This window comes from Palleniella muris (assembly GCF_004792655.1).
Lineage (GTDB): Bacteria > Bacteroidota > Bacteroidia > Bacteroidales > Bacteroidaceae > Prevotella > Prevotella muris_A.
Genome location: NZ_SRZC01000022.1, coordinates 18,823 through 43,621 on the forward strand (window position 1 = coordinate 18,823; position 24,799 = coordinate 43,621).

General features: G+C 48.6%; 21 protein-coding genes and 1 tRNA gene. 9 read left to right on the top strand and 13 right to left on the bottom strand.

Translation table 11 applies throughout. The annotated features are described in order from the left end of the window. Window positions 1–117: 117 nt before the first annotated feature. The 13 genes from E5358_RS11960 to E5358_RS12020 form a co-directional block, all read right to left on the bottom strand. Window positions 118–945, bottom strand: coding sequence for a pyridoxamine kinase (locus E5358_RS11960; RefSeq protein ID WP_135940409.1), 828 nt, complete (start codon window positions 943–945; stop codon window positions 118–120). 190 nt (window positions 946–1,135) lie between these two features. Continuing rightward, entirely contained in the window at window positions 1,136–1,342 is a 207-nt protein-coding gene (locus tag E5358_RS11965; protein WP_135940410.1) for a hypothetical protein, read from the bottom strand. Window positions 1,343–1,355: 13 nt separating this feature from the next. Further along, window positions 1,356–5,939, bottom strand: coding sequence for a glycoside hydrolase family 88 protein (locus tag E5358_RS11970; protein ID WP_135940411.1), 4,584 nt, complete (start codon window positions 5,937–5,939; stop codon window positions 1,356–1,358). Window positions 5,940–6,225: 286 nt separating this feature from the next. Continuing rightward, window positions 6,226–6,299, bottom strand: a tRNA-Arg gene (locus E5358_RS11975). A gap of 212 nt (window positions 6,300–6,511) precedes the next feature. Beyond that, on the bottom strand, window positions 6,512–6,784 hold the full coding sequence (locus tag E5358_RS11980) for a PqqD family protein (protein ID WP_135940412.1): 273 nt from the start codon (window positions 6,782–6,784) through the stop codon (window positions 6,512–6,514). Window positions 6,785–6,857: 73 nt separating this feature from the next. Continuing rightward, a complete protein-coding gene (locus E5358_RS11985; RefSeq protein ID WP_135940413.1) occupies window positions 6,858–7,316 on the bottom strand; it encodes a peptidase S41 in 459 nt (152 codons plus the stop codon). After that, window positions 7,313–8,239: a hypothetical protein gene (locus tag E5358_RS11990; protein WP_135940414.1), complete on the bottom strand. Its 927-nt coding sequence runs from the start codon at window positions 8,237–8,239 to the stop codon at window positions 7,313–7,315. Before E5358_RS11990 ends, E5358_RS11985 begins: the two co-directional genes overlap by 4 nt. A gap of 4 nt (window positions 8,240–8,243) precedes the next feature. Further along, window positions 8,244–8,663, bottom strand: coding sequence for a hypothetical protein (locus tag E5358_RS11995; RefSeq protein WP_135940415.1), 420 nt, complete (start codon window positions 8,661–8,663; stop codon window positions 8,244–8,246). An 82-nt stretch (window positions 8,664–8,745) separates the two neighbouring features. Further along, a complete protein-coding gene (locus E5358_RS12000) occupies window positions 8,746–9,069 on the bottom strand; it encodes a sigma factor-like helix-turn-helix DNA-binding protein (RefSeq protein ID WP_135940416.1) in 324 nt (107 codons plus the stop codon). Window positions 9,070–9,152: 83 nt separating this feature from the next. Continuing rightward, window positions 9,153–10,721, bottom strand: coding sequence for a peptide chain release factor 3 (locus E5358_RS12005; protein ID WP_135940417.1), 1,569 nt, complete (start codon window positions 10,719–10,721; stop codon window positions 9,153–9,155). A 93-nt stretch (window positions 10,722–10,814) separates the two neighbouring features. Next, window positions 10,815–11,693, bottom strand: a complete 879-nt coding sequence (gene rfbD / locus E5358_RS12010; protein WP_135940418.1) for a dTDP-4-dehydrorhamnose reductase — start codon at window positions 11,691–11,693, stop codon at window positions 10,815–10,817. Window positions 11,694–11,748: 55 nt separating this feature from the next. Beyond that, a complete protein-coding gene (locus E5358_RS12015; protein ID WP_135940419.1) occupies window positions 11,749–12,291 on the bottom strand; it encodes a DUF4924 family protein in 543 nt (180 codons plus the stop codon). Window positions 12,292–12,334: 43 nt separating this feature from the next. After that, window positions 12,335–13,006 carry a LysE family translocator gene (locus E5358_RS12020; RefSeq protein ID WP_277821285.1) on the bottom strand — a complete coding sequence of 224 codons (672 nt, stop codon included), beginning with the start codon at window positions 13,004–13,006 and terminating at the stop codon, window positions 12,335–12,337. A gap of 179 nt (window positions 13,007–13,185) precedes the next feature. Here E5358_RS12020 and E5358_RS12025 point away from each other — a divergent pair, with 179 nt between their 5' ends. The 9 genes from E5358_RS12025 to E5358_RS12065 all read left to right on the top strand — a co-directional run bounded on the left by E5358_RS12025 (window position 13,186) and on the right by E5358_RS12065 (window position 24,723). Further along, the gene (locus E5358_RS12025; protein WP_135940421.1) at window positions 13,186–14,160 is read left to right on the top strand and encodes an ROK family protein; all 975 of its coding nucleotides are present in this window, start codon (window positions 13,186–13,188) and stop codon (window positions 14,158–14,160) included. Window positions 14,161–14,412: 252 nt separating this feature from the next. Continuing rightward, window positions 14,413–14,982, top strand: coding sequence for an L-threonylcarbamoyladenylate synthase (locus E5358_RS12030; RefSeq protein WP_135940422.1), 570 nt, complete (start codon window positions 14,413–14,415; stop codon window positions 14,980–14,982). Window positions 14,983–15,273: 291 nt separating this feature from the next. After that, entirely contained in the window at window positions 15,274–16,410 is a 1,137-nt protein-coding gene (locus E5358_RS12035) for an ATP-binding protein (RefSeq protein ID WP_135940423.1), read from the top strand. Window positions 16,411–17,346: 936 nt separating this feature from the next. Beyond that, the gene (locus tag E5358_RS12040; protein ID WP_422121081.1) at window positions 17,347–19,149 is read left to right on the top strand and encodes a chloride channel protein; all 1,803 of its coding nucleotides are present in this window, start codon (window positions 17,347–17,349) and stop codon (window positions 19,147–19,149) included. Between the two features lie 20 nt (window positions 19,150–19,169). Further along, window positions 19,170–20,138, top strand: coding sequence for a methionyl-tRNA formyltransferase (gene fmt / locus E5358_RS12045; RefSeq protein ID WP_135940424.1), 969 nt, complete (start codon window positions 19,170–19,172; stop codon window positions 20,136–20,138). After that, window positions 20,135–20,878, top strand: coding sequence for a tRNA pseudouridine(38-40) synthase TruA (gene truA / locus E5358_RS12050; protein ID WP_135940449.1), 744 nt, complete (start codon window positions 20,135–20,137; stop codon window positions 20,876–20,878). The genes fmt and truA overlap by 4 nt, the downstream gene beginning before the upstream one ends. A gap of 102 nt (window positions 20,879–20,980) precedes the next feature. Continuing rightward, entirely contained in the window at window positions 20,981–21,901 is a 921-nt protein-coding gene (locus E5358_RS12055) for a DMT family transporter (protein ID WP_135940425.1), read from the top strand. Window positions 21,902–21,991: 90 nt separating this feature from the next. Next, complete coding sequence (locus tag E5358_RS12060) at window positions 21,992–22,783, top strand: HmuY family protein (protein WP_135940426.1); 792 nt, start codon at window positions 21,992–21,994, stop codon at window positions 22,781–22,783. Next, window positions 22,780–24,723, top strand: a complete 1,944-nt coding sequence (locus tag E5358_RS12065) for a TonB-dependent receptor plug domain-containing protein (protein ID WP_135940427.1) — start codon at window positions 22,780–22,782, stop codon at window positions 24,721–24,723. Before E5358_RS12060 ends, E5358_RS12065 begins: the two co-directional genes overlap by 4 nt. Window positions 24,724–24,799: the final 76 nt, after the last annotated feature.

Sequence of the window (24,799 nt, forward strand, 5' to 3'; positions counted from 1 at the left end):
CACATGAGAAAAAGTATTTTCTGTATCCGAAGGCTTAGGACTAAAAAACAAGTATCTGTTGAGAATCAATGCAAAACAACGGTTTTGAATAATTCCCAACAGATACTTGACTGCAACTTATGACAGTCTTTCGATAAGGTATGGCAGTGCTTTCTCGAACTTCACTCCATACCAATGGCTCTTATCATCAATGGTTTGGCGTATTGTCTCCACGACATAGTCTGCAGCTATAGATGCAGACTCCAGCACACTCTTGCCACGCATCATGGCTCCGGCAAACGATGAGGAGTAGACATCGCCGGTACCGTGCATGGACACATTGATACGCTCCGTGAAATAGTACTCTACTTTCTCACCATCGTAACAAGCCACTCCGAGCTTGCCCTCCTCAAGACTGACACCGGTAAGCACCACATTCTTCACACCAAGCGCATAGAGTTCCTCCAGGACATCCTCCACAAACTCCTTTGTGCAGACACCCTCAACATACGGTCTGCCCAAAAGCAGGAGAGCTTCCGTCATGTTCGGAAGAATGACATCAGCACCCTTAATCAGCTTGCGCATCTCCATCGGGAAATCCTCATCAAAGCCTGCATAGAGCTTTCCATTGTCTCCCATCACCGGGTCGATGATGCGCAACGCACCGGGACGTGCAACCTCGTCCATAATCTGCATGATATAAGGTATCTGCGCCTTTGAGACATATCCTGTATAGAACGCATCAAAATCAATGTTCTCTTTCTTCCACTGCGCAAGGATTGACGGCATCTCGTCTGTCAAATCGCAGAAAGTCCATGCCGAGAAGCCGGCTGTATGGTTCGAAAGCACCGAACTTGGCAATATCGCTGTCTCAACACCACAGGCTGAGATGACAGGCAATGCCACTGTCAGAGAGCACTGCCCCACGCAAGAAATATCCTGAATGGTAAGTAATCTTTTATCCATATTTATATATTAATGTGTGAAATAAGTTACAAAATTATCCAAATAAATCCATATCCACACACAATTGTTCCGAAAACAGAAAGCAAAACGCACATAAAGGAAAACCATCACCTCAAAGAAAAAGCCTGCGACGAAAAAACGCAAAGCATTTTCGACGCAGGCTTGCTTGAGTGCTCTCAATTATCAGTCATCAGTCAATCTCGAACGCGAAATCATCCTCCCAAGGGAAACCGTCCTTTGAATCAGCAGGCGTATCGCCTCCACCAACTCCCGGCGTATCAGGCTTATGCTCACTGTCCGGCGCGGCAGGGTCTGTCGTTGGATTAGAGATTGTTATCAACAGGCTTTCTTCTATTCTGATAACCTCTATTTCTGGCTTTATATAAGATTTCTTCATGATTCCTTTTTGTCTATTTTACTGTGAATTTCTTACCATTAACAATATATATTCCTGCCGGAAGTCCCTCTGCCGTCTCAGCAACCTTCTGTCCGTTAAGGTTGTACACACCTTTCAGCCCTACCGCCATGGCAGCCTCCGGAGAGAGTTCTGCTATACGGATTTCGGTAGGAGTGCTGTTAGGATTGTCATCAACGCCGGAGTAGAAGAGCTTGACGGACTTCACGTGCGCTGTGCCCGGATTCTTCTTCAGGTAGGAACGGTAGCCCTTGCCATAGGAAGAACCTTGTGAAACATAAAGGTTGCCGTTGCCTTCGCTGACAAAGATGTCTCCGGCCTCATACAGCACACTGTAACCCAGTTTATCCGCAATGCCGGCAGTTGAATAGCCCGGAGTTCCTTTCGCGGTATATGCTCCGCAATCAATCTCCTTCTGGCTGATGAATGGACTGACATGCTTCACAGGCACAACGAACCGGATCAACGTTTCGCCGTTGATGGTTCTCACGCCATCTTTGGTTTCCAAAGCGTTGCCGGAAGCATCGACAAGTGTCGGCTTTATCAAGTAAGGGTAGCCCGGAAGGACATTCTGAATCTCATGATACAGGAAATGCAGGCGTGCCACATCATCAATGATGCTTGATTTGTCCAACATGATAAGTTCTGTACCAAAACCAAAGACTTCCTCAACCTTATGCTGTGTCATGTTGAACGGCAGGGTGAGCGTAGTCCACTGCCCCTTCTTGAAGTCACGGTTGACCGTAATGGTCTTGAACTGTGGCGCCTGTATTCCCTCGACATTGCCCTTTTCCTCACTGCCAACAGTGAATTTGAACTTGCGCAGACCGACATTGCCGGTGATTTCGCCATCAGCTTTATAGGTTATTTCCGGGAATTTCTCCGTATCACTTAGCACAAGAGCGTCCTTTGGCTGCTTTCCTTCATTCTCACTGTCAGGCACGAAGTTCACACCACAGAAGCCCATCTTTGAGAAATTAGAGAAGAAATAGTAAGTCTCATGACCTGTAACGTGGAATGTATATTTCACGATGCCCTTCTGGATAGCAAGGAACGAGCCGTTATCAAGTTCCACGATGCCCTGATACTTTGCATCGCCGACAGCCCAATTCTTCGCTACACTTTTCTGCTCGTCCGCTGACATATATTTCTTGAACTCATCCCAGCTCGCAACGTTCTTACTGTCACTTAGGCTGCCATCCGGGTTACAATAGTACTTCGTTGTGACTGTCTGCTTTGATGAAACGGAAAAATCGTTTGTGAATAGTCGCAGAGGCAGACCACGCTGGTTCACGACATGGAACGCATGAGGGCGGAACTCGCCTTCTATAATCTGGTTGCTTTTGTCAGTGTTCCATGCTCCGTTTTGAATGATATACACCGACATTGTGCCATTCATCTGAGGTTCGAAAGTCATGTAAGCGCCACGGACAGGGAGGGTGAATGGGTAAGTCTCAAGAATATTGACCTTTGGCATGTTTTCATCAGTCTCGTTCTTCTCCACCTTTGGAGACTTGAACCAGCCAATTCGTTGTGAGCCATAAATCGTTTCCTCTGACTTTTGCATCGCCTCATCGCAAGCATCCTGCCCACCGGCAAAACCATAGCTGAAGCCATCAATGGTCTGTAACCCATCCTGCCTTTTTGGTGAGCCCCAAGAGTCTGTTCGTTCAGATGACGGATTGTACGTTCCATTGTTGTATTTCCATCCGCCGAAAGTCATTCTGACATATTTCACATCATTGTCTTCAAGCCATCTCTGCTCATTCAGCTTTGGTGCAAGCGTGTCCTTATCCACTTTGTAAGTGTAGCCGTCGGTAATCAGGATGTTGAAGAAAGTGTATGCCATTGCGTTCGCATCGGAATCTTCAATGTAGGCATAAATCTTCGCACCTCCCTGCGCATTGTTGACAATGCTGATTGTGCCATCATCACCCACAGTAGCCACACTTTCCATGTCGCTGAGATATTTGATGCCCACAGGGAGTTGTTTCTCCACGAGAGTACCGTCAGAATTAGCAATATAAGCCCTGAGGGTAACTTCTGACAGTGCCGCATTTATATCCTTATCAGGGGAAGTATGTTTGTCCCATTCAAGAACTTCCGGCTCATATTTCAGGACTATTCTCTGCTTCTTGACATTTACGGTAATCCTATACTTCACCGTTGTACCATCTGCCAAAGTAACTGTATAGTAGAATGTCTTTTTCTCTCCAAAGTTTCCGTCCAAAGGCAGAGGTATCTCATTATTTCCAACACCGTCACCTGAGATTTTTGCACCTTCAGGCAGTTCAACCGTCAGTTTAATACCACCCTTAGCCTCAGCCGCATCGACTTCCAACGTTGTGGCATATACGCTTTCTGCATTCTCTGATGTCTCAGTAAATGCAAGGGCAGAGCCTTTATATTTGAATATGGCACGTGTTGTGGATATAAAGCCATGCACCTTAATGGATTTGATATTTGCTTCCTTTGTCGAATTGTCTATTATCAGTGTCGTGGCACCTTGCACATTTGGAGAGAATGTATACTGCAATGTCTGTATTTGGTATTGTTTCTCCCCTTCAAGCGCTTGTTTAATACCGTCAATAATTATGTCTGTTTGGGTTGCTGAGGTGTTAGATGCAACAAACGTTATTGATGTTACTGTGTAATCTTCTGGAATAGTCAATGACAGTGTATTAGATGTAGCGAATTTTATACCATCTTCCTTCGAAGTTATATTGGCTGTTCCTGTAATAACAAAACCATTATTTTCATTACAAGTCCATGTTTTACCTGAAATTGAGCCTGTAGGTACAAATGTTGCAATTACATTATCTTCTCCCGGAGTGGTAGTGCCTTCATCTCCGTCCGCTTCTTCTGCCACAGTCACTTCTGCCACAGAGGAGCGTATGGTTGTTGTGGCACGTGCTGAAGCCATGCCTTTTGCGGGAGTGGCAATGTTAGCAGTGACTTCGCAGAAATATTTTCCGGACACCGTAGGGTTGTATGTTGAGGTTGTCGCACCGGCAATAGCCTCGGAATTGTCCCAGTCTCCCTTGCGCCACTGATAGCTTGGGGATTCCGCACCGCTGATTTTCACTTCCAAGCTTGCCGTCTCTCCATTTGCCACGGCATAAGAAGGCAGAAGGTCCATAAGGAGCATTGGTGCATTCTGCTTATTGTGCAGACGCTCGTATTCTGTTGCAGCGAGGATGAAACCGCCAAGCACCTTTCCCTCTGTGTATGTGTTGCGCTGCATGACATCAGGACCTGTGATATAGTAGTCGCGTGAGCCAGAACGTTGTACTTTACCGCCAAGTCCTGCTGACGCACAGCAGCGTATAAGCTGCGCCTTTCCTTCTGTGTCGCACATCATGAAGTTGTTCACGCATCCTTCGTAGGCTTTCTCGCCAATTGTCTCATAAGTAGTCTTGTCAAGCACACCAAGACGCGCGCCTTTCAGGTAGGCTGCGGAGAAGATTGCTGTGCATGAAGATTCAAGATAGTTGCCGGAAAGAGGAGCATCCTTCTCATCGACAACCTGATACCAGCAGCCAGTGGCCTCGTCCTGATACTTTGCGAGCCCTGCTGCAAGTTTCTGCAAATAGCCCTGAAGGGTCTTATAATTCTCTGTGTCTGTCTGATTTGCCATTTGCATCTGCTCCAGCACGTCCACGAGTGCAAGGAAATACCAGCCGCATGCACGTCCCCAATGGGCAGCAGAATGGTAAGTGTTATCAGGCAATTCCCAGCCAACAGCCTTTGCTGACTCAGGATTTGCAGTGAAAGCATGATAGAGCAGGCCATTACTCTCATTATACATCCGGTTCCATGAGATAGTGAACTGCTTTGTTATTAGATTCCAGTCGTTTTCTGTCACATTGGCTGCTGCACCTTTATAGTTGATTATCTGAGCAAGGAGCGCAGCACCCATATATAGACCGTCACCCCACATCTGGTCAACATATTCCGGTTTATGGAACCATCCGCCCTTAACAGCATCGCCAAGAGTGTTTTTAGAGTTTTTGCCACCGATAGCCCAACTGTCGTTGTAAACCTTCATCTTTTCAACAATCTTGTCAATCTGCTCTGTGACAAGGGTTTTGTTCTCCTGTGTTGCCAAAGCATCATTTGTCACACCAAAGTACATCTTCGCCGCGTTCATGTCGTCAAGCGTGAGCTTGTCGTCAGCAAGTCCGCTTACTTTTCCTGTATATGTGAACTCTGTCCCATAGTTCATAACAGTGTAGAACCAAGGCTTTGACCAGTCGTGATTTTGGTACAAGCCACGTGCTTCGATTGTTGCCTTGGCTACAAGTCCCGGTACATAGTCGAAGCGTGTGTTACTGTCATACGCAGTGCCCGGCACCGCCTTTCCCTCTGCATCAAAAAGTTTGAAAGGTCTCTTTGTACTGTTGGAATAGAAATCCCCAAGCCGGGATTCTATCACCCATTGTGAATAGCGGACATCAGGATTGAATTTCACCGATGTCCATCCTTTAGGCACAACGGTTGTATCATCCGTTGCTGCCCATGTGACGCTATTGCAGGTGACTACCACCAGCAACAGCATCAAAAGATGTCTAAGTTTCATTTCTTTAGTTGGTTTATAGTGTGATTCAGTTACATTGCTTGTATGTATATTCTATGCAAAGAACATATAGTCATGCAGTGTGCGTTAACAGGCACATTGTTGACGTGCGTCAATATTCATACAAATGTACATACATTAAAAATAAAAAACAAATATGGGGGGGGGGTAATTTAAATATATAAAATTTATTTTAACTTATATTCAACAACAAAATCAAACATATCACACATTAATAGCCCAAAACCGCCTGAAACAACAGTTCCAGACGGTTTTGGGCTGTATAAAGTGAACCGGAGGGGATTCGAACCCCTGACCCACAGCTTAGAAGGCTGTTGCTCTATCCAGCTGAGCTACCGGTCCAACACATCTCACCATTCAAGATGCAAAGTTACAAAGAAAATGGTGGAAAAACGAATGGCATGTGGAAAGATTATCAATATTTAACAATCAAACGGACAGGAATAACTGTCCGGCAAATAATATTCCTTGTATTAGCGCACCGCAAGGTGGCGCATAATCACTTGGATTGTCATTCGCAGAATAGCTTATGGAAAAAGGTACACTTTGCGTGCTCACTCTACTATTACTCCTCCCCTAAGCATGTCATTGCAGAGGTCTTCAGCATCCTCACGTGCTTTGTCGTAAGGAACATCATATTCAGAAAGCAGAGTGTCGACAAGAGTGTCAACCGTGAACTCTTGTCCATCGGCAATGGAGTTCCACAGGAACACCGACGATTCGTTCATGGACACAAGATTGCCGAAATCTATATTCTCCTCTCCTTCTGCTATCAAGAACTGCTCACCACACACGGAACGGAGCACAAAACCTTGTCGCTTTCTCATATTTACTAATAATTTTACATTTCATATTTATGCCTTCCCTCCCACAGTCCAACAATGACAATCGGAAACAAGGTCAATCATCCAAAGGCCTGCGCGAGTTGAAAAGCACGTCATGGAGTTTCAGCAAATAACGGCGCAATGGGAAGAGCCTTGTCCACAAAGCACTGTACACCCTCCATTTCAAGGAGTAAATGCTGTCAGGTCTCGTACGCCCTTTGCGATAGAACTCCACAGCAAGTGCCACAACATTGTCCCTATGGCAACTTTCTGTAGCACAGTTGCCATCACCACAAAGAGTGATTGTGTCACCCTCTATCTTCACTATACGGTGAAGAACATAATGCTTTGGGGACACTTCCGCAAGTACCGGGTCACCTGTTTTTATTGCTTTTGGAGGGACGAGCAACGCCTTGTCACGCTTGTGCACAAGGAACGGACGCATACTGTTTCCCCTAAGCGGCAATGTCACGGTATGTCCCTCTTTCAGAAGTTCCCCCACAGCAGGTATCAGTTTTGCGTTAGGCATTCTCATTTAGTTATAGCTTTTTTACAAACGACAGCGGATTCTGGTGAGGCTGTGCAATGAAAGACATAGGCAGGAACGCATGACACAAGCACCGTCACCGTGTCACAGATATTGGTATAGACTGCATGGTCCCACTTCATTGCTGAACAGGAAGGGAGAACCACCCCGAAAGCCTTGATTGCACGCAAGCGTTCCACCCTGTTTTCCTCAGCACGGCAGATTTTCGTTATAGCACCAAGCGGTGCGCTGATGTTCCGGTAGCATGGTGTCTTGCCACTCCATGGGCTGCCATAGATGATTGCTTTCCCGTCAATGATGCGGACTATAGGATTATCATCGTTCATCAGGTCACAATCAGGAATCATCCTAAGCCAGTTGGCTACCTGCGTGCTCTTGCCTGTCCCGCTCTTGGCCGTGAACGCATATCCCACCCCTTTGTGGCGCACCAATGATGCATGAACCATCAAAGTTTGGTGAAAACTGCCGGCAAAGGCATAGGCAAACATAATCACATTGTTCAAGCCGAACCGCCTCGCATTATATGTCCCCACAAGGTTACACCTGCACTGCGAGAAGTCGGCATTGGAAATCAGCAAGGCACAGTCATTGCCGCCTATGTCACGGACGACATACTGGTATCCGCCGTCACACAGCCGGTCAACAATCGTAATGCCATTACCTGTGTCAAACTCACGGATGCGTTGGCGTCTCTCCTTTGGCAAAGGACCGAGAGCCATGTCTACAGTAAGAACCAGCAAGGGCTTTCTTTCTGCAGAAATTCCACAATTCCCACTATGGCACAGAGCTTCCACATCCCCGTTCACACGAAACGGTTCCAAAGACGGCAGAATATGTATGCCTGTCATCTCATCCTCGTGAAGGAAGTCAATGACACAGAGATGTCCGGCTATGTCGAAAATATGTCTCAAAACATTATTCTTCGTTTGGGCGCACTCCTTCAAATGAGAACTCCGCTGCCGGGACTGTCTTCATCACCACACCGGAATTTGCATAACGCTTGCGCAACTTTTCCAATGTCTTCTCTGCCTTGGCGCGCTTTTTCTTGAAGAAGACAGCGTTGGTACGGTGTTCGCCGGTCTTGCTCAGGAAATAGCGGTTCATCTGGTCAGAATATTCCTTGAATCCGCCAAGATACACCTTCTTTTCATAATAAGCATTACCCACCTCCTGCAAATCAGTGAAATAGACAATACTATCATTGAACGATGCAGAGACACCGAACATATAAACCGTTGCCACAGACTTGGCACTTTTGCTCCCACCCTTTTGCTTCTTGGCATGGATGCACAGAGCCACCGTGCACAGTAATGACAGGATAATAATTTTTCTCATTACCTATTATATAATAATATTTGTTTTACAGTACATGCTGCCGCAAAGCAGTCAAGCGTCCCTCCTGATGGAACAGCAGCCGCTACTCTGTCGCAAGGAACCTTGTCTTTGAGCGCAAATGGCGGAGAGCCTTGTTGCGTATCTGCCTTGCCCTCTCGCGCGACATGCCATAGGTCTTGCCTATCTCGGCAAGGGTCATCTGAGGCGCGCCTATGCCATAGAAGGCACGGAGGACAAGCTGCTCGCGTTCGGCAAGCAGACTTATCGCATCACTCAACTCCACGTGCAACTGTGCGCGGGCAATGGCATCGTCCGCCAATGGCTGCAGGTCTGAACCGAGAAAGTATTCCACTTTGGAAAACTCAACATTCTCTTTGTATGTAGGACTGTTCTTTATGCGTTGCATAGGCTATAGTTTTTTTGCTGTTACAGAATAGGAGACCCAAAGGCTTGCCATAAGCCCGCCCTCCCGATGTCAGTGGGAAGGAATCAGAACTCCGATGTGAAATGGAACTTTATGTTTTTGAAATCCTCCTGTGCCATCTGGAGCACATAACCGGAGTCGGCAAGGAACACATCGCGTCCCTCACGGTCTTTCGCCATATACTGGTACTTGCGTTTCTTGAAGTTTTCAAGTTCGGCTTCATCTCCACTCTCTATCCAGCAAGCCTTGTACAGGTGGACAGGCTCCCAACGGCACTTGGCGTTATACTCATTCTCAAGACGATACTGGATGACCTCAAACTGCAGTTGTCCGACGGTTCCGATAATCTTTCTGCCGTTGAACTGGTTGACAAACAGCTGTGCCACACCCTCGTCCATGAGCTGGTTGATGCCCTTTTCAAGCTGTTTTGCCTTCATAGGGTCATCGTTTTCAATATACTTGAAGAGCTCCGGAGAGAAAGACGGGAGCCCGCGGAAATGGATTTTCTCGCCCTCGGTAAGCGTGTCGCCAATCTTGAACACCCCGTTGTCCGGCAGACCGACTATGTCTCCTGCCCACGCCTCATCGATGGTGGACTTGCGCTGTGCCATGAACTGCGTCGGTGAGGAGAAGCGTATGGTCTTGCCATTGCGCACATGCAGATAAGGCTGGTTACGCACGAACTTGCCGGAACATACCTTGCAGAATGCTATACAAGAGCGGTGGTTAGGGTCGATGTTGGCAGTTATCTTGAAGATAAAGCCAGAGAACTTCGGCTCGTCAGGGTTTACGTCGCGCTCCTCCGCCTTTGTCGGGCGTGGCGACGGTGCTATCTTGACAAAACAGTCAAGGAGTTCCTGCACACCGAAATTGTTCAATGCCGAACCGAAGAACACCGGAGCCACCTCCGCTGCACGGTAAGTCTCGACATCAAACTCAGGGTACACGCCGGCAACAAGCTCCAGATCGTCGCGCAACTGCTTTGCATCCTGAGCTCCGATGCACTCGTCAAGGTAGCCACTATTGACATCCACCGAAACTTTCTCTGTCACACGCTGCTTGTCAGGTGTGAAAAGATTCAGTTCATTCTCATATATATTATACACGCCCTTGAACTTCACGCCCTGGTTTATAGGCCATGACAACGGACGCACACCAATCTGCAGTTCCTGTTCCAGTTCATCGAGCAGGTCAAACGGGTCACGTCCCTCACGGTCCATCTTGTTTACAAAGATGATGACCGGAGTGTTGCGCATGCGGCAGACCTCCATCAGCTTCCTTGTCTGTGTCTCCACACCCTTTGCACCGTCGACAACAATGATACATGAGTCCACGGCTGTCAGCGTGCGGAACGTGTCCTCGGCGAAATCCTGGTGACCCGGAGTGTCAAGGATGTTCACCTTATAGTCTTTATAGTCAAACTCCATGACAGAGGTAGAAACAGAGATGCCACGCTGCTTCTCTATCTCCATCCAGTCGGACGTTGCTGTTTTGCGTATCTTGTTGCTCTTGACGGCACCCGCCACCTGTATCTGTCCACCGAAGAGAAGGAACTTCTCGGTGAGCGTTGTCTTACCCGCATCCGGGTGAGAGATGATGGCAAAGGTTCTGCGTCGTTCTATTTCAGGATTCATGTATGGTAATGTTGTTTTCCGGTTTATTTCTTTTTTCCGTCTCCGCCGGCAAACGCGAGAAAGCGTTTCGTGTCGCGGAGCACCTTGTTTCCTTTATGCTTGCTTCAGGTTTGCTATACATTTCTTAAGAGAGTCCGTCCAATACGGCACTGCAACGCCGAAAGTATCCTTAATCTTTGTCTTGTCAAGGACACTGTAAGCAGGGCGTGTCACAGGGGAAGGGAACTCGTCTGAGTGGCATGGCTGTATGTCACAGTCTGTGTGTCCGGCATACTCCGCTATCATCTTCGTGAAGTCAAACCAAGAGCATACTCCCTCGTTGGAATAATGATAGACACCGGAATTCCCCTCAAACTTGCGGTTTTCCACAATCTCAAAGATTGCTTTGGCAAGGTCACCAGCGTAAGTCGGCGTGCCACACTGGTCAAAAACGACCTTCAACTGTGGCTTTGTCGCTGTCAGATTAAGCATTGTCTTACAGAAATTCTTGCCGAACTCGGAATAGAGCCATGCCGTGCGTATGATGACATGGTCACACCCTGCCGCCTGTATCTTCTGCTCCCCATGGAGTTTTGTCATTCCGTAGACACCTGTCGGAGTGCCTTCCCTGTCCTCACGGCAAGGAGTGTTGTACGGTTCTTTTCCAAAGACATAGTCCGTGGAGACATGCACAAGCAAGCCGTCCACCTCTTTCATGGCCTTGGCAAGATTCTCCGGAGCTGTGGCATTGAGAGTCTCCACGATGTCGCCTGCTGTCTCAGCCGCATCGACATTAGTCCATGCGGCACAGTTTATGACACATTTTATCCCCTTTTCCTTCACGGCAGCGCGCACTGCCTCCAAGTCAGTGATGTCAAGTTTCTCATAACCCTCACAGACATCCGTGAACACATAATTATCCTTTGACTCTTTGCTGACCAGCTGTATTGCGTTGCCAAGCTGACCATTGGCACCTGTTACAAGTATATTCATAGCTTTTCTTTTTTGCTTTTCAACCTTATTTTTCAATTTGCGGACAACGGCATTGTCAATCAAATTCCAGTCCTTCCTCCTTGTCTTTCTTATAATAATCGGACAGCATTCCTACAAACGTGGTTATTTCCTTCACCGCGCGCATGGTGTCCTCTGAGATTTCCTGCTTCCGGAGGCGCAGCATCATCACGCCATAAAGGGCGTCAAGACATGTCTCTATCTCATTCTTGTCCTTGTCGCCCTTATTGCGAAGCTCCACGATAAAAGGCAGGACTTTATAGTATTCCGTGCTGTAGAAAGGGAACTTCGGTGAGTCGAGCAGTTGGTGGTGCAGTTCCACGAGGGTCTGCAGCGTCACATTGTTTATCTGCAGATGCCCGCACTCGCGGCACCCTTCCTCAGTCATCATGCGGATAAGGTTGGAATACCAGTCCTCAAGGTCCTCGCGGTCCTCGTCCGAGCAGTCGAATTTGCTTATATATCCACGGCGCAATGCCGGCATATAACAGTCAAAGGCACGTATGATGTCCTCCACCTGCCACATGTACAGCAGGTACTCCGCAATATTTTCTTGTCTTAGTTTCTGTGAAATGAACATATTTTGCTTGCAAACTTGTTTTGGGGCATGGCATCCGCCCTGATTACCAATAAGAGAACGTGTAAAGGTTGAACACTGTGCCGAGGAGCATCACCAGTGAGAATATCACCACCACGGAACCTATTATGCGGTTTATTATCAAGATACTGCTGTCAGAAAACTTCTCCCTCACCATGTCTATGAGCCACGTAAGCCCATACCACCACAGCAAGGCACCGGCAAACACGCACACATAGCCGAACGTCATCTCCACAGGACGGTTAGGGACAACGAAGGCAAACTGGGCGAAGCATGCCATGAACAGCAGGATTATCAACGGGTTGGAGAAAGTGACGAGAAAGCCAGTTATGCCATTCTGCACAAGCGTCCCCTTTTGCTTTCCACTGCGATGAATCTTTTTCGTAGGGTCGGCGCGGAAGCACCACACTCCAAAAGCAAGCAGCATCAGGCTGCCAAGCAACTGAAGCCAGAACTTGTTCTGGGGACTTGTGATCAAATCCATCACGAAACTCATTCCGAGACCCGTTATCAATGCATAAATCATATCGCTTATCGCCGCGCCAATCCCTGTCACCATACCGTACCAACGCCCTTTGTTCATCGTACGCTGGATGGCAAGCACACCGACCGGACCCATCGGCGCGGACGCGATTATCCCTATCAGTATACCTTTCAGAGCAAGCTCCATAAGGTCTATATGTATTCCAAACGGCATCATTTATTCAAAAACATTGATGCAAAATTGCAAAAAAATACTGAGATAAGCAAATTTAGCGGCAGAAATCTTTGATTTATTAGATTTAATTATTAACTTTGCTCAGAGATTGCAAGTGTACCGTAAGGAAATGCTGCAATATCTTTTGCAGGGAAATACATAAAAAAACATAATACATCATGGTTACAGATACAGAACGCCCTTACGTCATAGGGCTTGACCTTGGAGGCACAAACGCCGTGTTCGGCATTGTCGACAGAGATGCAAACATTGTGGCACAGACATCGGTGAAGACGCAAGACTACAGCACAGCGGAGAGTTTTGTCGACGCATGCGTCAAAGCATTGCAGCCACTGATAGAGCAAGTTGGAGGCATAGAGCGCATATACGGCATGGGAGCAGGCGCGCCAAACGCCAACTACCATACCGGCTGCATAGAGAAAGCCCCGAACCTCGTCTGGGCAAAGGACAGGAAAGTCCCTCTTGCCGGCATGTTCAGCGAGCGTCTCGGCATAAAGGTGAACATCACAAACGATGCCAACGCTGCTGCCCTCGGCGAGATGGAGTACGGTTGCGCGAAAGGCATGAAGGATTTCATCGTCATCACTCTCGGAACAGGTGTCGGCAGCGGAATAGTTGCCAATGGACAGCTTGTCTGCGGGCATGACGGACTTGCCGGCGAGCTGGGGCACGTCATCATGGTCCGCGAGAACGGAAGACCATGCGGATGCGGCAGGAAAGGCTGCCTCGAGGCATACTGCTCGGCTACCGGAGTGGCACGCACGGCAAGGGAGATGCTTGAGAAAGACAGCCGCCCTTCGCTCCTCCGCGACCTGAAACCTGAGGAGATTGACAGCTACCGGGTGTTCAAAGCGGCTGAAGCGGGTGACGAACTGGCAAAAGAGATATTCGATTTCACAGGAAACATGTTGGGCGAAGCGTGTGCCGACTTCACTGTTTTCTCCTCTCCGGAAGCATACATCTTCTTCGGAGGGCTCTGCAAATCAGGGGACATGCTCATGGATCCTATAAAGAAGTCGTACGAGGAGAATGTCATGCCTATCTACAAAGGCAAGGCGAAGTTCCTCTTCTCAACCCTCGACGGTGCAGGAGCGGCAGTGCTCGGAGCGGCGGCACTCGGCTGGACAGTGTGAAAAACGCAACTTCTCCCATTGGCATAAGGCAAACAGGATGCGACCAACAACATGATTGTATCGTAGAGTTAACAGACCCACTCTCCAGTAAAGACTACGTAAAATGCGTAATGGGACAACGCCGGCGATGATGATATAAAATTCCACCTTTGCAATTACAAAGGCTCAAACACAAAAAGAGACCGCATTACGCGGTTCACCGCACAGACATTTCCGGCATAACAGCACACAAAACCACAAACATCTAAGCATATGAAAATCGAAGACGACATAAGGAATGCTGTAGAGGTGCTGCGCAAAGGCGGCATTATCCTCTACCCTACGGACACAGTCTGGGGCATAGGATGCGACGCCACCAACGCCGAGGCTGTGAAGCGTGTCTACGAAATCAAGCGCAGGGACGACTCAAAGGCTATGATATGCCTCGTCGACTCAAGCAACCGCATACAGAGATACGTGCGCAACGTGCCGGAAGTGGCATGGGACATATTCGACCTTGCGACAAAACCGACGACAATAATCCTTGACGGAGCCACAGGACTTGCTCCAAACCTCATCGCCGAGGACGGCAGCATAGCACTGCGCGTGACACAGGAAGAGTTCTCCAAGCAACTCTGCTACCGCTTCCAAAAGGCACTTGTGAGCACAAGCGCGAACATCAGCGGCGAACCGGCAGCACAGAACTACCGCGACATTTCCGAGGAAATCCTCAATGCCGTGGACTATGTATGCTGGGCACGCCGGCAGGAACACAAGCCGCACACTCCTTCAAGCATCATCAAACTCTCGCCTGCGGGAGAGGTCAAGATTATCCGGGAATAATGCACACGGCATCATGCCACGCACACTTCTGGTAACGTTTACATCACAATCAGCCAATATCATCATTGAAAACGGTGACGGTTCACACAAGAAACCGCCACCGTTTTCTTATGGTTTTAAGCTAAACGTTTTTATGTCTCATGTAGGCAACAACCCATTACAGCATGCCTGTCCCCAGCCCCTAATCCAAAATTATTGCAATATTTTCGGAATACAATCCAAAATTATTGCTTTTTTTTTGGATTAGCCGGTTATTTTGTATAATTTTGCAACCATAAACATAATACAATCATGATAGAGAGAACCCTTTCAAACAAAATAAAAGACAGGCTCTTCCAAGGAAAAGCAATAATCCTAATAGGAGCACGGCAGGTTGGCAAAAGCACCCTGTTGAAATTTATTGCCAACGAGACGGAGAGAAAAACCCTGTTTCTTGACTGCGACGACCCGGAGGCAAGAAGTATGTTGACAAACGCCAATATGACAGACTTGAAGATTCTTATCGGTCAGCATGAACTTGTCGTGATAGACGAGGCACAGCGAGTGGAGAACATCGGGCTGACACTGAAACTCATCACAGACAACATGCCACATTGCCAATTACTTGTAACAGGCTCCTCAGCATTGGATTTATCCGACACCATCAATGAGCCACTCACCGGCAGGAAATATGAATACAACCTGTTCCCATTATCCACACAAGAAATAATGAACACGGAAGGTCTGCTGAAAGTACGGCAGTCGCTTGAAACCAGACTTATTTACGGCTCTTATCCAGATGTCATCACACATAAGGACAACGCAAAAGAACTATTGATGAATCTGGCGAACAGCTATCTGTATAAAGACATCCTGAAGAAAGACAACATAAGGAAACCCGAGTTACTGGAGAAACTGCTGGTGGCTCTGGCACTTCAAGTTGGAAGCGAGGTGTCATACAATGAGATAGCACAAACCATTGGCACCGACAGCAAGACTGTCGAGAAATATATCGGTTTGCTGGAACAATGCTTTGTTGTGTTCCGACTTAACGCTCTGTCACGAAACGTCAGGACAGAACTAAAGAAAAGCAAGAAAATATTTTTCTATGACAATGGTATACGGAATGCGCTCATTCAAAATTTCTCTCCCCTAAACCTACGCACAGACAAAGGGGCGTTGTGGGAAAATTTCTTTATCTCCGAGCGCATAAAGCGCAACCATTATAACGACTGTTACGCAAAGATGTATTTTTGGCGCACATCAGGCAAACAAGAGATTGACTACATAGAGGAAGAGGACGGACTTTTTCGAGTTTTCGAGATGAAAGCCAATCCTAAAAAAGGGCACACCTCGATGCCTACGCTATTCCTGAACAATTACAACGTGGCGGAGCAAGTTGTGGTCACGCCGGACAACTACATCAGCTATCTTGTCAATGTGGAATAGCCCATAAAGATACCAATATTATCACTCCTCATGCGGATATATGCGGATAATCTGCATTAATCCACATTGTAATTTAACGTGAGTTCGACTAAATTGCTGTATCTGATAAAAAGCAAAATACTATAAAAAGCACCGTGAAACGGTGACTCTTCGTTAACCCCACATGCTGCTTATGGCAGCATGTGGGATGTCTCAGACCAGTGGCCTGCACCGTAAGACGGTGCCTCACACTGAAAGGGATTGCTATGGGCGTATCTTTATGCCATGAGGCACCGTCTTACGGTGCAGGATGACGCACTGATGTTGCCGCCCATGTCGCTTCGCTCCATGGCGGTTACCGAAGAGCCACCGTTTCACGGTGCTTTGGTAGCGTTTTCTTCATTCTGCCGGATAGTTGCATAATTCGTCGAACTCACGTTAATTTACCATCAAACGATGTCAAACCATGCCTATGACAGCGATGTCACCGTTATAAGAAAGAATTCTTTGCAACAACCTGCAAGACAGAAACTTATAACCACACCACCTGTAACACGCCATACATCAGCCATCAATCTGCAAGGAATGGCAATGCAAAAGGCTACGGTTGACCATGCAAGAGGTAACAATTCACCATACAAAAGGTAACGATTCGCACAATGAATCGTTACCTTTTTCTTTTTCCCGAATTTACCACTTCCGCCCATTCCTTGACCACCGGTTCCACACATGACTATCCGCTCTTTTTCCTACACAGGGATTTCGCAACATGTTTTTTATGACACATATCAATCATAAAGCCACACCGGCAATATTTTTCATTGATTTACTTGCATATTCAAATATTTTTCACGTAATTTGCATATTACTAAACTCATGTCCGCATCCGCCTTGCAGATTAGGGAGGATGCATGGCAAAGGTTGCCGGAAGGCACCGCAATTCATACCATAATATTCGTGGACAATATCGATTTACAGAAAAAAACGTGGCTGGACCTCATTGTCGAATGGCGTGTGGAGCATATTTCAAAGCGGGAACTGACACTCCTGCTCGCATTTGTCGTGGGCATGCTCGCCGCCATTGCCGCCTTTGTGCTCCACAGCCTTATACATTTCATCCAGGAACTGCTCAGCGACAATTTCCTCAACACCCACTTCAACTGGTACTACCTTGTGTTCCCTGTGCTTGGAATCCTGCTGACAATGCTCTTCGTCCGCTATGTCGTGCGCGACAACATCTCTCACGGAATAACAAGAATCCTCTATGCCATCTCCACACGCCAAGGCAGGCTTGCCGCACATAACATGTGGAGCTCCGTGGCAGCCTCGGCAATAACCATCGGTTTCGGCGGCTCTGTCGGTGCCGAAGCACCTATCGTGCTGACAGGCTCTGCCATAGGCAGCAACCTCGCCCGCGTCTTCCGCCTTGACAGCAAAACAGTGTTCATGCTCATAGGCTGCGGAGCGTCGGCAGCGATAGCAGGCATTTTCAAAGCACCAATAGCAGGACTGGTGTTCACAATCGAGGTTCTCATGGTGGACCTCACCATGGCGTCACTCCTGCCTATGCTCATCTCGTGCGTGACAGCGACATGCTTCACCTATGTCCTTTCAGGCGATGCGTCACTGTTCCAGTTCCCACAGAACGAGGCATGGCCCGTGAACCGTGTGCCAGCAAATGCCATGTTGGGAGTGGCATGCGGACTCATATCACTGTATTTCATACGCCTCATGACATTCTGCGAGGGCATCTACGGCAGAATGGCACGCCATCCGTACCTGAAATGGCTTGTCGGCGGCGTTGTGCTCAGTACACTGATTTTCCTCTTCCCGTCACTCTATGGCGAGGGATATGCGAGCATCAACGTGCTGCTCAGTGGCAAGACAGAGGCAGAATGGAGCCAAGTGATGTCCCATTCGCCGTTTGCCGGGCATTATGAACTGCTTATCGTCTACATCGCCTTGGTAGTGATGACGAAAGCCATTGCCACCGCATCGACAAACGGCGGTGGCGGCTGCGGCGGAACATTCGCGCCTTCACTGTTCATTGGAGCGTTCGGAGGATTCCTCTTCGCACGCATCTGGAACTATTACGGCATAGGGGTCTATGCGCCGGAGAACAATTTCGCGCTGCTCGGAATGGCAGGAGTGATGTCGGGAGTGATGCACGCGCCGCTTACGGGAGTGTTCCTCATTGCCGAACTTACCGGCGGTTACCACATGTTCATCCCACTGCTCATTGTCAGCACGATATCCTATCTGACAATCTATATCTTCGAACCGCACAGCATTTACGGCATGCGCCTTGCCAAAGAGGGCAAGCTCATCACACACCATACGGACCATGCGGTGCTCACGCTGATGTCTTTGGACACCGTAATCGAGCGCGACTGTTCGGCCGTCGACCCTGACATGCCGCTGTCAAAGCTGATTCACAAAATCAGCCGCTCACGTGTCAGTGTGCTGCCTGTCGTGGATGCCGGCAACCATTTGTTGGGCGAGATTGACATGCTGAAGCTCCGCCATATCATTTTCCGCACCGAATTGTACCATAGGTTCCAGGTGCGGCAACTGATGTCCGACCCTCCCGCAACGCTGAACGTCAATGACCCTATGGAGAAAACCATGAAGGCTTTTGACAAGACCAATGCCCAGCAGCTGCCTGTCGTGGACATCGACAATGTGCTTATAGGCTATGTCTCACGCTCACATGTCTACTCTCTCTACAGGAAAATGGTGGCTGATATGAGTACAGATTAAAGAATAAAGAAACAAAACTTATGAAGAAAGAAGATTTACGCATAATATTCATGGGCACACCGGAGTTTGCGGTGGGCACACTCGAAGCACTTATCAAAGGGGGATATAACGTTGTGGCTGTCGTAACCCAGCCTGACAAACCCGTTGGACGGCATCAGGACACACTGCAACCGTCACAAGTCAAGGTGTTTGCCATGGAGCATGGCATCCCCGTCCTCCAGCCTGTGAAGATGAAAGACCCGGAGTTTGTGGAGGAATTGCGCTCATATAATGCCGACATTCAGGTGGTTGTGGCATTCCGCATGCTGCCGGAAGTCGTGTGGGGCATGCCACGCTTCGGCACGTTCAATGTCCATGCCGCCCTCCTTCCGCAGTACCGTGGAGCGGCACCTATCAACTGGGCGGTAATCAACGGTGAGGTGGAGACAGGCGTAACAACATTCTTCCTTGACCACGACATAGACACTGGCAGGGTGATTGAGCAACGCAAGTTCCCTATCCCTGACGATGCCGATGTGGAATATGTGTATGACGGACTTATGAATCTTGGCGCGGAGATTGCCCTTTCCACCCTCGACAAGGTCATCGAGTGTGACGGAAAGGTGGAGTCCATGCCACAGGACGACTCCGCTGCGACCAAGCATGCTCCGAAGATTTTCAAAGAAACGTGCGAGATAACCTGGGCAAAGAATGCAAAGAACGTCTATGATTTCATACGCGGTCTGTCACCTTATCCCGGTTCATGGACAACACTTGTCCCAAAGGAAGGCAAGCCACTGACAATGAAAGTGTTCAAGACAGCAAAGACAAACATCCCTTCCGTAGGCATGAATCCCGGCGAGATAACGGTCAAAGAAGGACGCTTGCTCGTTGCATGTGCCGACAACATGCTTGAAATCCTTGAGCTCCAGATTTCAGGAAAGAAGCGCATGCTTGTGCGTGATTTCCTCAACGGATTCAAGAACATCGATAACTACACATGCCGATAATGCGTTATTTCATTTTTCTTTCATACGACGGCACGGACTACCATGGTTGGCAGATACAGCCGAACGCCATCTCCGTGCAGGGTGAGATTGAGCGTTGCCTGTCGACAATCTTGCGCAAACCAACCCCAATAGTAGGTGCAGGGCGCACAGATACCGGTGTCCACGCACGCATGATGGCAGCACATTTCGAGACAGAGGAAGCCATCGACCACGAACAGGTTGGCTTCCGACTGAACAGAATGGTGCCGCAGGACATCGCCATACATAGGATTGTGCCAGTGGCTGACGACATGCACGCGCGGTTCAGTGCCACCTCGCGCACGTATCATTATTATATACACACCCACAAGTCGCCGTTCCTCCGCAAATACTCTTTGGAGACGCACTACAATCTTGACTTTGACGCCATGAACAAGGCAGGGGAATACTTGCTGACAGTGAAGGATTTCGCCACGTTCTGCAAAGCCGGCTCTGATGTGAAGACCACCTTCTGTGATGTGCGCACTGCCAAATGGGTGGAAACTTCACCCGGAGAATGGTACTTTGAGATAACCGCCGACCGCTTCCTCCGCAACATGGTGCGTGCCGTTGTAGGCACTCTCGTCGATGTGGGAAGGGGAAAACTGTCATTGGAGGACTTCAAGAAGGCTGTCGATGCCCACCGGCGCAGCGAAGCAAGGGAGTCCATGCCGGCACATGCACTGTTCCTTGAGAACGTGACTTATCCCGGAATGGAATGAGGATACTCCTCCTTTGATAACAAATGAATTAAACATAACAAACAAAAACATTATGCAGGCATGGTCAGACAATGACCTGCCTGACTCTGTAACATAAAAGACATGTGGCTCATACTCGCATTTCTCTCCGCCTGCCTGTTAGGCTTTTATGACGTTTTCAAGAAACACAGCCTGAAGGATAATGCTGTAATACCAATCCTTCTGCTCAACACTCTTTTCTCATCCCTCATATTCCTTCCTTTCATCATTGGTTCATCAGAAGGCATAATCAATGAGGACTCACTATTTTTCACCCACTCCTACGGCTGGGAAGGTCACAAGTACATACTGCTGAAATCATGTATCGTGCTTAGCAGCTGGCTACTTGCCTACTTCGGACTGAAGCATCTGCCGCTGACCATTGTCGGTCCGATAAACGCAACGCGACCAGTCATGGTGCTTGTCGGCGCGACCACATTCTTCGCCGAACGCCTTAACCTGTGGCAATGGGCAGGTGTCATCATCGCTCTCGTGGGAATAGAGATGCTGAAGAAGACCTCCAAGAAGGAGGGAATCAACTGGTGGCACAACAAATGGATTTACTTTGTCATCCTCGCCAATGTCCTTGGCGCAGTCTCAGGTCTTTATGACAAGTACCTTATGGCATCTCCCGAGAACGGCGGCATAGGGCTTGACAAGATGGCGGTGCAGTCATGGTACAACATTTATCAGTTCTTCATGATGCTTGCCATGCTCATCCTTCTCTGGCTGCCTACCAGAAAGAAGACCACTCCGTTCCGCTGGTGCTGGTCAATACTGCTCATCTCGGTGTTCCTCTCTGCTGCGGACTTCGCCTATTTCTATGCCCTCGGACTTGACGGAGCGATGATAAGCATAGTCTCCATGGTGCGCCGAGGCAGTGTCATTGTGAGTTTCCTTTTCGGAGCGATGATATTCAAGGAGAAGAACCTAAAGGCTAAGGTGCTTGACCTTGCACTTGTCCTGCTGTCAATGCTTCTGCTTTATGTCGGCAGCTGCCAATGACAAGATTTTGGAAATACATATTTTTAGGTATTGCGAGTGCATTGGGAAATCAGTACCTTTGCACCCGCAAAATCATTTTTTAATAAACAAATGCTAAAAAAAATATCATCTTACATCCTGAGTCTTATCCTTCCCGCCATGGTTCTGAGCGGATGCGAAGGTGGTTTTGACTTTGTCTATGACGAACCGCCAACGATAGAACCGACCAAATGGCAAGTTTACATTGACGCTTCGTCATGGACGGAATGGCATTACCTCGACCTTGTCGCAGTAAGCGAGCAAGCCAAGGACAATGACGGCTATGACGCTTCAAGCGCATTCATCACCATTGAGATCCCAATGGAAGCCACCGGAGATGCAGAAGCAGTGAACGGACACCGGAAACCGGGACTGTACAAATATTGGTATGACATCTTTAACGGAGGATTAAGCAAGAATGAGTTCCGCGAATTTATACCGACAGCAGCACAACCGGAACCGGAATCATGGACATTCGCCGTCCACCGCGACAATGTCCGCACAAACCCAGCTGTTGTGAAAGGCGTGTGGGAATCACCATTGACAGACATTTCAGATGTAAATCCCACAGTGCTGACAGATGCAGAGTTCACCGCTGACGAATGGAGCGAGAACGAGGTGTGGAGCGATGCATCAACGATGATGTCGCTCATCGTCCCCTCGCAAGGCATAAACACCAACAAAGTGCTCAGCGGATGGCTCACAATGAGCATTCCACCTATCCCTCCCGTATTCGCCCACAACAACCATGTCTTCATCCTTGCCATGCAAGACGGCACGTTTGCAGCACTGCAACTTGCCGACTACATAAGCCCCAATGGCACAAAATGCTGCCTCACAATCAACTACAAGTATCCATTATGAACAAGAAAACATATCTCGGACTACTCTTTGCGTCATCATTCATGCCAGCCTTGGCACAGAATGACAGCATCTGGCGCAACATGGACCTTGACCAAGTTGTAGTGACGGGCACAAGAACCCCTAAGACTCTCAAGGACACCCCCATACAGACGCGTGTCATTTCCGCAGCAGACATCGCCAAGACTGATGCCACAAACATTGAGGAACTCCTGCAACAAGAACTGCCGGGCATAGAATTCTCCTACGCCATGAACCAGCAGGTGAACATGAACCTCTCGGGATTCGCGGGGCAGAGCGTCCTTTTCCTCGTCGACGGCGAGCGCATTGCGGGCGAGACAATGGACAACATCGACTTCACACGCCTGTCAATGGCAAATGTGGAGCGCATCGAAATCGTCAAGGGAGCGGCATCAGCATTGTACGGTTCCAATGCCGCCGGCGGTGTGGTAAACATCATCACACGACGCAACAAAGCACCATGGTCACTGCACCTTGACACAAGATTCGCTGAGCATGACAGCCAACGGCATAACATGGTCTTCGGATTGAGCAAGGGAAACTTCTCAAACACATTGACGGTCTCACGCACTTCGGCTGACAACTATTCCGTACACAACAATGGAAACAACCCTCTTGCACACACTTTCTCTGAGGTTTACGGCGACAAGACATGGAATTTCAAGGACAATTTCTCCGTTGACATCGCCAAGAACCTTTCCGTTCTGGGACGCGCAGGCTATTTCTTCCGCTCTGTGGAGAGAAACGTTGACACACCGGAACGTTACCGTGGCTACTCTGCCGGTCTCAAAGGGCAGTGGAAAATCTCTGACCGGGCGCACATGATGCTGGCATATTCCTTTGACCAATATGACAAATCGCAGTTCATGAGAACAAAAAAACTTGATGTGCGCAATTACTCTAACGTCCAGAATGTTACTCGTCTGCTCTTCAGCCATTATTTCCGTGAGGATGATGTGCTGACAATCGGCGGCGACTACATGTACGATTTTCTCATGAACAACAACCTTGACGGCAACCGCCACCAGGAGTCGTTCGACATTTTCGCACAGTACGACTGGCGCATCAACAAGCAATGGGAACTCGTAGGTGCACTTCGCTACGACCATTTCACCCATGGCGCAAAGTCACATTTCACTCCCAAGCTCTCCGCACGCTATAATCCGCTGCAGAACCTGACCTTCCGCGCTTCCTACGGCATGGGCTTCCGCGCCCCAACGCTGAAGGAAATGTACTATGACTTTGACATGGCGAGCATCTGGATTGTGCTTGGCAACAAAGACCTTAAGGCTGAGACAAGCCACAATTTCACACTCTCTGCCGATTATGTAAAGGGCTGCTACAATTTCACCGTTGCCGGCTACTACAACAAAGTGGATAACAGAATAACGACAGGCGTGCCTTATTACATGCCCGGGGATAACCGCCAGCTCTACCTCGACTATGTGAACATCGGCAAAATGGATGTCTACAACATTGAGGCTACCGCTCAGGCACGATGGCATAACGGCATAAGTGCCAGACTGTCCTATGTCTTCTCCCACGAAGATGCCAAGACAAGCGTCAACCAGTACATGCCGGCAAGACCGCATTCCCTTACCGCACGAGTGGACTGGAACAAGCAGTTCTGCAAGAATTTCGGACTGAACGTTGCGCTGTCAGGGCGCGCACTGTCATCCGTAAATAACACGGAATACATCGTCATTTCCCACCCGGAGGAAGGCACTGTCACCGTACACTACCCCACCTACTCCCTTTGGAAACTGCAGATGTCGGCACGCATCATGCCTTTCGCGCAAGTCTGCGTGACCCTTGACAACATTTTCGACTACCGTCCGGACTACTATTACTACAACGCACCGCTAACCACGGGCTTCAACGCCATGGTAGGACTGTCGCTGGACATAGACAAAATCTTCTAATTCCCAAACCACATACTGAATTTCCCTCATAAGCGGGCATGCCACATGGCAAAAAAATGTCCGCTTGGGGATTCTT